The organism is Actinomadura sp. NPDC048032, assembly GCF_040653175.1.
GTDB lineage: Bacteria > Actinomycetota > Actinomycetes > Streptosporangiales > Streptosporangiaceae > Spirillospora > Spirillospora verrucosospora.
Genome location: NZ_JBEZJP010000299.1, coordinates 1 through 10,252, shown reverse-complemented (window position 1 = coordinate 10,252; position 10,252 = coordinate 1). Strand labels below are relative to the sequence as shown.

9 protein-coding genes and 1 pseudogene are annotated in these 10,252 nt (G+C 74.0%); 2 read left to right on the top strand and 8 right to left on the bottom strand.

Going from position 1 to position 10,252, the window contains the following annotated elements:
- The 6 genes and pseudogenes from AB0C69_RS29760 to AB0C69_RS29735 form a co-directional block, all read right to left on the bottom strand.
- Positions 1 to 585 (bottom strand): annotated as a pseudogene (locus tag AB0C69_RS29760) (sensor histidine kinase); the annotation flags it as partial.
- Complete coding sequence (locus AB0C69_RS29755) at positions 582 to 1,265, bottom strand: response regulator transcription factor (protein WP_345171446.1); 684 nt, start codon at positions 1,263 to 1,265, stop codon at positions 582 to 584. The gene AB0C69_RS29755 and the pseudogene AB0C69_RS29760, both read right to left, overlap by 4 nt.
- A gap of 80 nt (positions 1,266 to 1,345) precedes the next feature.
- Complete coding sequence (locus tag AB0C69_RS29750) at positions 1,346 to 1,801, bottom strand: hypothetical protein (protein ID WP_360358432.1); 456 nt, start codon at positions 1,799 to 1,801, stop codon at positions 1,346 to 1,348.
- Positions 1,802 to 2,392: 591 nt separating this feature from the next.
- Entirely contained in the window at positions 2,393 to 2,857 is a 465-nt protein-coding gene (locus AB0C69_RS29745; RefSeq protein ID WP_360358431.1) for a hypothetical protein, read from the bottom strand.
- Between the two features lie 102 nt (positions 2,858 to 2,959).
- Entirely contained in the window at positions 2,960 to 4,786 is a 1,827-nt protein-coding gene (gene recQ, locus AB0C69_RS29740; RefSeq protein WP_345171442.1) for a DNA helicase RecQ, read from the bottom strand.
- Positions 4,787 to 4,830: 44 nt separating this feature from the next.
- Entirely contained in the window at positions 4,831 to 5,493 is a 663-nt protein-coding gene (locus tag AB0C69_RS29735) for an HAD family phosphatase (RefSeq protein ID WP_345171441.1), read from the bottom strand.
- A 191-nt stretch (positions 5,494 to 5,684) separates the two neighbouring features.
- On the opposite strand from AB0C69_RS29735, the gene AB0C69_RS29730 reads away from it, so the two are divergent.
- A complete protein-coding gene (locus tag AB0C69_RS29730; RefSeq protein ID WP_360358430.1) occupies positions 5,685 to 6,134 on the top strand; it encodes a hypothetical protein in 450 nt (149 codons plus the stop codon).
- 102 nt (positions 6,135 to 6,236) lie between these two features.
- Positions 6,237 to 6,620 carry a phage holin family protein gene (locus tag AB0C69_RS29725; RefSeq protein ID WP_345171437.1) on the top strand — a complete coding sequence of 128 codons (384 nt, stop codon included), beginning with the start codon at positions 6,237 to 6,239 and terminating at the stop codon, positions 6,618 to 6,620.
- Here AB0C69_RS29725 and AB0C69_RS29720 read toward each other — a convergent pair.
- Together AB0C69_RS29720 and AB0C69_RS29715 are read right to left on the bottom strand one after the other, a co-directional pair.
- Entirely contained in the window at positions 6,617 to 9,733 is a 3,117-nt protein-coding gene (locus AB0C69_RS29720) for a hypothetical protein (RefSeq protein ID WP_360358429.1), read from the bottom strand. The genes AB0C69_RS29725 and AB0C69_RS29720 overlap by 4 nt on opposite strands.
- A gap of 82 nt (positions 9,734 to 9,815) precedes the next feature.
- Positions 9,816 to 10,252 (bottom strand): cation diffusion facilitator family transporter (locus AB0C69_RS29715; RefSeq protein WP_360358428.1); only part of this gene is annotated, 437 nt, incomplete at its 5' end.

Below are 10,252 nucleotides of genomic sequence, written 5' to 3'. Positions count from 1 at the left end.
GGCGCGCAGGTCGCCGCCCGCGGTGATGGCGTGCGCCGTGGCGGCCATCCGGTCCAGCGGCAGCAGGCCGCGCCGGATGAGCCGCCGGCCGAGCACGAGCAGGACGGCGAGCAGCAGGGCGGCCGTCGCGACCTCGGACAGCACGAGGTTGCGGACGGCCGCGTGGATCTCGGTGAGGGGGGCCGCCACGACGACGACGCCTTTCCCCCAGGGGCGCGCCACCGCGCGCAGCCCGGGAAGGGAGAACGGTTCCATTCCGCGCGCGCGGGCGGCGAGCTCGTCCCGTCCCAGCCGCTGCACCTCGCGGACGGCCTGCTCCGGCGCGGGGGCGTCGCCGCTCAGGACGCGGACCCGCCCCGCCGGGCCGACGGCCAGCACCACGAACTGCGCGGGAGCGACGCCCTGCTCGGGCAGGCCGGGGCGCAGGAGCCGGGTCACGGCGCGGTCGCGGGTGGCCTGGAGCTGGCCGTCCACGCGGTGCATCAGGTACCCGTTCAGGACGAGCGCGCTGACCAGGCCCATGATCGCCAGCCCGGCGGAGGTGACCGCGAGCAGGCCGGTGAGGAGCCGGGCGTTGAGCGTCATGGCCGCAGCGCGTAACCCACCCCGCGCTGGGTGTGGATGAGCGGGGTGCCGAGCGGGTCCAGCTTGCGGCGCAGGTAGCTGATGTAGGTCTCGACGACCTGCGGGTTGCCGTGGTCCCAGCCCCACACGCCGTCGAGGAGCTGGGCGCGCGACAGCACCATGCCCGCGTTGCGCATCAGGTAGGCGAGCAGCCGGAACTCGGTCGGGGACAGCTCGACGGGCACGCCGCCGCGCCGCACCGTCCAGTGCGCCTCGTCGAGTTCGAGGTCGGCGACGCGCAGCACGGGCCCGGCGGACGGCTCCGGTGGGGCCGCCCGGCGCAGGACGGCCCGCACCCGGGCGATCAGCGCATCGATCGAGAAGGGCTTGGTGACGTAGTCGTCACCGCCGAGCGTGAGGCCGGTGACGGTGTCGGACGGCGTGTCCCGCGCGGTCAGGAAGATCACCGGGACCTGGTCGCCGTCCGCGCGCAGCCGCCGGCACACCTCGAAACCGTCCAGGTCGGGCAGCATGACGTCCAGCAGGACGAGGTCGGGCCGCGCCTCGCGGACGGCCCCGAGCGCCTCCTCGCCCGTGCCGGCGGTGGCGGTCGCGAAACCGTGAAAGCGCAGCGCGACCTCGACGAGGTCACGGATGTTGGCCTCGTCGTCCACGACGAGGACCCGCCGGGTCTCGCTCATCGGCTCCCGCTGCTCGCTCCCGCGCCGGCCTCGCGCCCGCACATCGGACTCACCCGCCCGAAACTACCCGCGCCGGTGGACTAGCGGTGCTGGGGGACGCGGACCAGGCGCGCCGTCCGGGTGCCGCCGGAGCGCTCTCCCGCGACGAGCACCTGGTCGCCGCCGGTCAGGCCCTGGAGGGACGCCTTCGCGCCGTTCTTGCGCACGTGGGTCTTGCCGTCGGCCGTCCACGTCCAGGAGACGCCGTCCTCACTGCGGACGGTCACTCCCGTCGCCGAGACGGCCGTGATCTTGCCGCGCTGCCAGGTGGCGAGGTGGAACCCGTCCTTGCCCTTGACAGTGGCCTCACCGTGGACTCCGCGCAGCGCACGCGCCCGGCGCAGCGGATGCCCCTTCCCGGGGTGGCCCTGGCCCGCGTGGGCCGTGGGCGAGGGCGCGGGGTCGTCGGCGAAGGCCGGGACGGAGAAGTAGAGCCCGAGCCCGAGGAGCCCCGCGGCCCCGGCCCCGGCCGCGATCGTCTTCCGGTTGATTCCCATGCCGGACATGGAAGCGGACGCGTCTGGCAGAAGCCCACGCGGAATCCTGGGAGAACCCTGAGAGTTCCCCGAACCCCGCCCAGCAAGACCGACCCAGCCAAGAACCGGAAGCCCGCTCCGAACCTTCACCCGGACGAACCGGCCCGTCCACCCCAGAGCCGCCTTAGCTCACCACTACGAGCCCCACCACCGAGGACACGCCCCGAGGGCCGCGCCACCAGGGCCAAGACGGGCCAACCGATGCCGCCCCGTGTCCAGTAGGTGTCGGCTCAGGAAGAGCTGATGCCGAGACAAGTCCAACTGGTACCGGGACCGCTCCAGCGGGTGCCGATACAAGTCCAGCTGGTGCCAAGGCGGGCCCGACTCGTGCCGAGACAGCTCCATCTGGCGGGGGGACGAGTTCCGCTGGTGGTGAGCCGGGTCCAGGTTGTGCTGGGGGCGTTGCGTCTGGGGGCAGCGCAGGTCCAGCTGGTGCCGGCTCGGGCTCGGGTGGTGGTGGGGGAGGGGGACGTGGTGCGGGGGGTGGGGTCTTGTGTGCTTTGGCGGACGCCCTTGGGGCACCTTCGGGGGTGAAGGTGCCGCGTGGGCGGGTCAGCGGGAGGCACGGGCTTGGACCGTGGTGGTGTGTGCGGGGCGTCCGGCTTCGAGGCGGAAGCGGACGATGCCGGCGCGCTGGAATCTGAGGGAGGCCGTGGAATGCCAGTGCCAGTCGCAGGGCCGGACGCCGGTGTCGCGGAGGATCTGCCCGTTCTCCCTGATGATCTGCAGCCGCATCGTTCCGCCGTCCCTGTTGTTCCAGCAGATGAACCGGCCCTGGAGCCGTCCCCTGGCGATGAAGGGCTGGGACACCCATCGGTGGGCGTGGGCGTTGAAGTAGCTCGCGGAGATCTTGGCTCGCCACTTCACGCTCCACGCGGCGGGCGCGGCCTGTTCGGTGGAGGCGGGCCTGGCGGAGGACGTCGCCGGAGCGGCGGCGTGCGCCGTGGTGGAGAGGCCGGGGAAGAGCGACGCGGCGGTGAGCGCACCGCCTAAGGCGATCTTGTTCATGCGTGTCATGTGCATATGGTAATCAACTGATAACACAGAGTAAAGGCAAGTCGATTGCCTCGGCGGCGACACAGCAGTGTGGCCGCCGTGTCGCCTGGTGCCCTCCGGGGTCTACTCGGCGGCCAGGGTTTCGAGGACCTGGTCGCCGTACTTGGCGAGTTTGTTCTCGCCCACGCCGTTGACGCGGCCCAGTTCGGCCAGGGAGGTGGGGAGGGCGGTGGCGATCTCGCGCAGGGTCGCGTCGTGGAAGATGACGTAGGCGGGGACGCCCTGCTCCTTGGCCGTCGCGGCGCGCCAGGCGCGGAGGCGCTCGAAGAGCGGCATCGCCTCGGCGGGGAGCTCGACCTGCGCCTTGGCCGACTTGGCGGTCTTCGCGGCCTTGGCGACGGGGCGTTCGGCCTCGCGGCGCATCATCACCTTGCGCTCGCCGCGCAGCACGCCGGCGCTCTCGTCGGTCAGGACGAGCGTGCCGTGGTTGCTCTCGACCGCGATCAGGCCCTGGGCGAGGAGCTGGCGGACGACGCCGCGCCACTCGGTGTCGCGCAGTTCGGTTCCGATGCCGAAGACCTTCAGCGAGTCGTGGTCGAACTGGATGACCTTCGCGTTCTTCTTGCCGAGGAGGATGTCGACGATGTGGCCGGCGCCGAACTTCTGGCGCCGCTCGCGGTCGAGCCGGACCACGGTCGACAGGACCTTCTGGGCGGGGACGGTCGCGTCCCATGTCTCGGGCGGCGTGAGGCAGGTGTCGCAGTTTCCGCAGGGCTCGCCGGACTGGCCGAAGTAGTTCAGCAGCTGGACGCGGCGGCATTCGACCGTCTCGCAGAGGGCGAGCATGGAGTCGAGGTGCATGGCCTGGCGGCGGCGGTGCGCGGCGTCGCCCTCGCCGCCGTCGATCATCTTGCGGAGGTTGACGACGTCCTGGAGGCCGTAGGCGAGCCAGGCGGTGGACGGGAGGCCGTCGCGTCCGGCGCGGCCCGTCTCCTGGTAGTAGCCCTCGACGGACTTGGGGAGGTCGAGGTGGGCGACGAAGCGGACGTCGGGCTTGTCGATGCCCATGCCGAAGGCGATGGTCGCGACCATGACGAGGCCGTCCTCGCGGAGGAAGCGCGCCTGGTTCGCGGCGCGGATCCCGGCGTCGAGGCCGGCGTGGTAGGGCAGGGCCTCGATGCCGTTCTCGGTCAGGAACGCCGCGTGCTTCTCGACCGAGTTGCGGGACAGGCAGTAGACGATGCCCGCGTCGCCCTGGTGCTCGTTCTGGAGGAGGCGCAGCAGCTGGCGCTTGGCGTCGGTCTTCGGCTCGATCCGGTACTGGATGTTGGGACGGTCGAAGCTCGCCACGAAGTGGCGGGCCTGTTCGAGCCGGAGGCGGGAGGCGATCTCGCCGCGGGTGGCCTCGGTGGCGGTCGCGGTCAGCGCGATGCGGGGGATGTCGGGCCAGCGTTCGTGCAGGCCGGACAGCGTCAGGTAGTCGGGGCGGAAGTCGTGCCCCCACTGCGACACGCAGTGCGCCTCGTCGATGGCGAACAGGGAGACGTCGCCCCGGTCGAGCAGCTCGACGGTCGCGGCGAGCTTCAGCCGCTCGGGCGCCAGGTACAGCAGGTCGAGCTCGCCCGCCGTGAACTGGGCCTCGACCACGCGGCGCTCGTCGAAGTCCTGGGTGGAGTTGAGGAAGCCCGCGCGGACGCCGAGGGCGCGCAGCGCGTCGACCTGGTCCTGCATGAGGGCGATGAGGGGGGAGACGACGACGCCGGTGCCCTTCCGGACGAGCGCCGGGATCTGGTAGCACAGCGATTTGCCGCCGCCCGTCGGCATCAGGACGAGGGCGTCCCCGCCGGCGACCACATGCTCGATGATCTCCCGCTGGCCGTCCCGGAACGCGTCGTAGCCGAACACGCGCCGCAGGGTGTCGAGGGTCTCCGGGGTCTCAGGGGAAGTCACCGGGCCATACTATGAACCGCCGCGGACACCCGTCCCCCGAACCTTCACCTGTGGACGACGGCCTCGGCGAGCTCGGGGGTCAGCTCGTCCAGACCGCCCGCGACGTGCGCGGCCAGGGCGAGCGCGTCGGCCGCCGGCGGGTGCGCCGGACGCGGAACCGCGATCACGGCCATCCCCGCCGCGTGCGCCGACCTCAGCCCGTTGCCGGAGTCCTCGACCGCGACGCAGTTGCGCGCCGCGACCTCCATCCGCGCCGCGACGGTGAGGTAGCCGTCCGGCGCGGGCTTGCCCCTCTCGACCTCCTCGGTCGACACGGTGGCGAGGAACAGGCCGTCCACCCCGAGATGCCCGAGCACGAGGTCGATCAGGGCGCGCGGGGACGAGCTCGCCAGCCCCAGCGGGCGGTATTCCGCCATCCGGCGGACGGCGTCCTCGGCGCCCGGCAGCAGCGGCGGCCCGTCCGCGTACCGCTGCGACATCCGGTCGACCACCTCGTAGGCGACCTCCTCGGCGGTGACGCCGTCGACGAGGTCGGCGGCGATGTAGCCGGCCCACTCCTCGGTGCTCATGCCCATGAGCCGGTCCTGGGTGTCGGGGAGCCACCGCCCGCCGCGCTCGGCGACGTAGCCGCGCCGCACCTCCTCCCACACCGGCTCGGAGTCGATCAGGACGCCGTCGAGGTCGAACACGATGGCCTGCACGGACATGGCCCCTCCACGGATCTCGTCGCGACGTCCCCTCACTACCCGCCGCGATCACGTCGGAACCCGGCGCGATCGGTTCGGACGAAAGCCTCTGACCAGGATTTATCCGGCGAAACCGACATGATCGTCTTCGGGTCTGGCATGGTGGGGGCCCTCCGTTCCCCCTCCGGAGTCATTGCAGAGGAGATCTGCCCATGGTGTTCCTCGGTTTTCTCCTGGTCGCGGCCGCCATCACGGTCGGTGCCGGTGTCGTCATCGACAACACCGGCCCTGCGGACCTCGTCGTCTTCGGCCAGGCCGTCCCGGGTCTGGAGAGCGAATGGCAGGTGTTCCTCTCCGGCGCGGCAGTGGCCCTCGTCTTCCTCAGCGGCATGGCGTTCACCTTCAAGGGCGCCGCCCGCCGCATCCGCACCCGCCGCGACCTGCGCGACCTGCGGGAGGAGCACGAGGAGTCGCTGACCACGCTGGAGATGGAGAAGCGCCGCCTGGAGCGCGAACTGGCCCGCGTGCGGCAGAGGAGCGCGCCCCGCCGGGACGCCGCCCCCCGCGAGCCCGCCGTGCAGGGCGCCCCCGTGACGGGCCGGCGGCCCGACGCCCGCTCCCAGGCCGCCGCCACCTCCCCGTTCTTCGACCGCGCCGAGTAGGACGCCGCCGGACGGGTCATCCGCGGTGATGACGGGAGCGTCCGCCCGGATGGTCTCGCAGTGGGATGACATGGCCGTGTCCCGGCCAGCATGATGCGTGGCGTGCGAATACTTCTCAAGGTCGGCGCCACCGCGGTCGCCCTGTGGGTCGCCACGGTCCTGATCGACGGCATCACGCTCGGCGACCAGACCACCTCCCGGCGGATCCTCACGCTGGTCGCGGTCGCCGTCATCTTCGGGCTGGTCAACGCCGTCCTCAAGCCGCTCATCAAGACCCTCGGCTGCGCCTTCTACGTCGTCACGCTCGGCCTCATCGGGCTCGTCGTGAACGCGCTGCTGCTCTGGCTGACGAGCGAGCTGGCGGAGGGGCTCGACCTGCCGTTCCACGTGACCGGGTTCTGGCCGGCCTTCTGGGGCGCGATCGTCGTCGGCGTCGTCGGCTGGCTGCTCCACCTGTTCCTGCCCGACGACGACGAGGACGACTAGCCCGCCAGGCCGGGCGCGGCCGTCGCGGCGCGCTCGAACGGGCTCAGCTCCAGCCGCCCCGCCGGCGAGCCCGTGTACTCGCGGTAGCCCGGCGGGCGCGTCCCGGCCGCCCCCACGAGGATCCAGCGGCGCGCGCGGACGGCCCCGATGAGGAACTCGCCGTCGGTCACCGTCCCCGCGTCCGCGACGATCAGCGCGTCGAACTCCTCGTCGCGGACGGTCAGCCCGGCGCCCGCCGGCGTCCCGACGACGAGGTCGGCGGTGCGGAGCAGGACCTCGCTCCCCGCCGCCCGGCCGCCCTCCAGGAAGCCGGTGAGCTCCTCGATCCGGGCCATCGCGCGGCGCTGGTGCGCGGGGACCGCCTCCGGGTCGTCGGCGGGGTCGGCGCCGCAGATCTCCAGGACGCTCTCCCGCGACCGCTCCTCGGCCGCCGCCACCGTCTCCAGCTCGGCCTCCCGCGCGGCGGTCTCCGCCGCGGCCTCCTCCGTGCGGCGCGCCAGCTCGGACGCGGTCTCCGCCGCGCGCGCCGTGGCGGCCTCCGCGTCCGACCGGGCCCGCGCCGCCGCCGCCAGCGCCTCCTCGCGGGACGTCCGCGCGGCGTTCGCCCGCTCCTCGATCGCCTGCGCGACCTGGTGCGCCGCGCGCGCCCGCAGGCCCGCCTCGGTGGCCCGCTCGACCGCCTCCGACGCCCGCAGGGCCTGCTCCTGGTGCTCGGCGCCGACCTTCTCCCGCTCCGTCGCGAGCCAGGCCAGCTCGGTCCCGAGCCGCTCCTGGGCCTCCTGCGCGGCCTTCAGCCGCGCCCCGCCCTCGGAGACGAACGACGCCAGCCCGCGCCGCACCCGCTCCGCGTGCTCCGCCGCCTCCTTGGCCTCCCGCGCCCGCGTCGCCGCCTCGTCCGCCTCCCGCGTCCGGGCCTTGACCTCGGCGCGCAGGCCGCGCAGCTCCGACGGCGGCGACGCCACGTGCAGCCGCTGCCCGAGCGTCATCTTGCGGCGCAGCGCCGACAGCGCCGACTCCGCCGACACCAGCCGGTAGTACGCGGCGTGGCCCTCCGCCGCGGCGTCCGCGTCGGCCGCCGCCAGCCGGTGCGCCTCCTCCGCCGCGCCGGGCAGCGCCTCCCGCGCCCGCGCCAGCTCCTCGGTGAGGGACGCCTCCGCCTGCCGCGCCCCCTGCAACTCCGACTGCGCCGTCTTGGCCCGCTCGTCGATCTGGACGCAGCGCGCGTAGGTGGCGTCGGCCGTCCGCGTCAGCGCGGCCGCCTCGGCGCCCGCCTCGTCCGCGGTCCTCTTCAGCCGGTCCGCCTCCGCCCGCGGCCCCGCCAGCTCCGCCTCGGCCTCCTCCTGGACGCCGGAGAGCCGCTCCGCCTCGGCGTCGGCGCCGGCCGCCGCCTCCTCCGCGGCGGCCGCCGCGTCCCGAGCGTCCTCGATCGCGCGGGCCAGGTCCGCCTTCTCCGCCTCCAGCTGCTCGGCCGCCCGCAGGTTCTCCGCCTGGACGGACTGGAGCGCCGCCGCGTCGCGCGGCCACTGCTCCAGCGACATCAGCCCGCGCTGAAGCATCCGCGCCTCGGTCTGCCACGACAGCCGCCAGGCCTCTCCGACCGGACGGAGCGCCGCCGACCGCACCCGCGCCTCCGGCGCCGACGGGCCCTCCTCGGGCTCCACCGGCTCCACAGGCTCCAGGGCGTCCTCGGGCGGCAGCGTGGGCAGGGGCTCCGCCCTGGTCACGACGGCCTCCGGCTCCGGGAGCGCGTCGCCCACGGGCCTGAACTCGACCGTCCCGTTGGACCCCGGCTCCCGCAGGGGCGGCGGCGCTTCGGCGGGCGGCTCCTCGGCCGGCCGTTCCTCGACGGGGGGCAGCGCCTGCGTCCGCACCGACCGCGCCTCCGCCGTCTCCGGCCGCGTCTCGATCAGCAGCGAGAAGACATCGGGGTCGTCCTCCACGGCGCGCAGCAGCTCGGCGGCCCGCTCCGGAGTGGGGGCGATCAGCAGGGCCCGCCCGTCCGCCTCCGTGAGCTCCTTGACCGCGTCCCGGACGACCCGGGCCTCGTCGCCCTCGTCCGCCCGGACGAGCCGCAGCCCCTCCGCGCCTTCCAGCGTCGCGGGCGCGACGAGGAACCGGGCGAGCACGTCCCACTCCCCCGCGACCCGACCGTCCCGCAGCGCTCGGAGAGCCGCGATGTGCGGCGCCCACCCCACCGGCGGGACGTCCTCGGGCACCTCCCGCAGCCGCGCGTCGAGCCCCTCGTAGAACTCGCTCAGCGGCCCGTAGACGCTCTCGACCAGCTCACGCCAGCCCCCGTCGCCCGTCTCCGTCCCCAACGGGGGCGTCGGCTCGCCGACCTCGATCGGCACGGTCCCCAACGCCGCCCGCGGATCGATCCCCTCGCCCGCGACCGGTTCGGGGGAGGCGATGCCGCTCGCAGCGTCCTCCGACGGAACGTCCTGCCCCGCCTCCGTGCTCTCGGCGACCACCGCGTCCGTTGTCGCATGGTCCTCTGCGGGCGGTGTTGCCTCGGGAAGTTCGGGGTGCGCTTCGCCGAAGGCCGGCTCGGCGTTGACGTCATGGCGCGGCTGCTCGTCCATGACCGGCTCCGGAACGGCTGCGCCGGACGCGGGCTCGACGTCCTCTGGCAGGACGTGCCGTGCCGGGGCGCCATCGCCGGCTTCGTCGCCGTCCGCCACCGCGCCGAGGTCGGGCAGATCGACCGCCGTCGTGTCTGCGGCGGGCACGGCACGGGGAGGCAGGTCGTCTTCCACCGTCTCCGGAAGGACCACGCCGCCTGCGGGGTCCACGGCTTCCGGTGGGACGGGCTGCGTCGTTCCCGGATCGGCCTGGGCGTCCGCGAACTCGACGTCCGGCTCGGGGGCGGGTGGCGTCGGCGGGGCCTCGGCCGGCGGGAGGGGGGCGGTCCCGGTGGGGGATGGTGTCTCGGTGGGGGATGGTGTGACGGCCGGGAGGGCCTGGGTGGCCTCGGCGGACGATTCCTGCTCGACCGCGCCCGGCAGCTCGACCGCGCCCGGCAGGGGGACGGTCACCGTCGGCAGGTCGGAGTCCGGGACGTAGGGGGGTCCGGTGTTCTCGTCGGGTCCGTTGAATTCCGAAGGCTGGTTCACGACGCCATCCCGTCCCAGATCGATCGTCCGGGGCCTGTATGTTCCCCTTCTGCTCCGGACTAACGTCTCACAGGCAGCCGACTCAGCGGTGACCCGCCAGGGCCGCGTGATGATCTTCACCGGGCCGGGGCTCGGGGTCGGGGTGGACCACCGCGCCGGTGAGGCGGGGGAGGGCGTGCAGGAGGCTGTGCTCGGCGTCCACGGCGATCTGGTGGGCGTGGACGACGGTGGAGGCGGGGTCGACGACCACGTCGCACTCGGCGCGCAGGCTGTGGCCGATCCAGCGGAGGCGGACGTCGCCCACGGCCAGGACGCCGGGCGTGGCGCCGAGGGCGGCTTCGGCCTGGTCGACCAGGGCGGGGTCCACGGCGTCCATCAGGCGGCGCCAGACCTCGCGGGCCGTCTGCCACAGGACGGTCAGGATCGCCGCCGTGATGAGCAGGCCGACGGCCGGGTCGGCCCAGGGGGCGCCCAGGGCGACACCGGCGGCCCCGATGAGGACGGCCAAGGACGCGAAGC

Excerpts from the sequence above, each read along its gene's own strand:
- AB0C69_RS29755 (WP_345171446.1), bottom strand. The coding sequence starts at position 1,265 with ATGAGCGAGACCCGGCGGGTCCTCGTCGTGGACGACGAGGCCAACATC.
- AB0C69_RS29750 (WP_360358432.1), bottom strand. The coding sequence starts at position 1,801 with ATGGGAATCAACCGGAAGACGATCGCGGCCGGGGCCGGGGCCGCGGGG.
- AB0C69_RS29745 (WP_360358431.1), bottom strand. The coding sequence starts at position 2,857 with ATGACACGCATGAACAAGATCGCCTTAGGCGGTGCGCTCACCGCCGCG.
- AB0C69_RS29735 (WP_345171441.1), bottom strand. The coding sequence starts at position 5,493 with ATGTCCGTGCAGGCCATCGTGTTCGACCTCGACGGCGTCCTGATCGAC.
- AB0C69_RS29730 (WP_360358430.1), top strand. The coding sequence starts at position 5,685 with ATGGTGTTCCTCGGTTTTCTCCTGGTCGCGGCCGCCATCACGGTCGGT.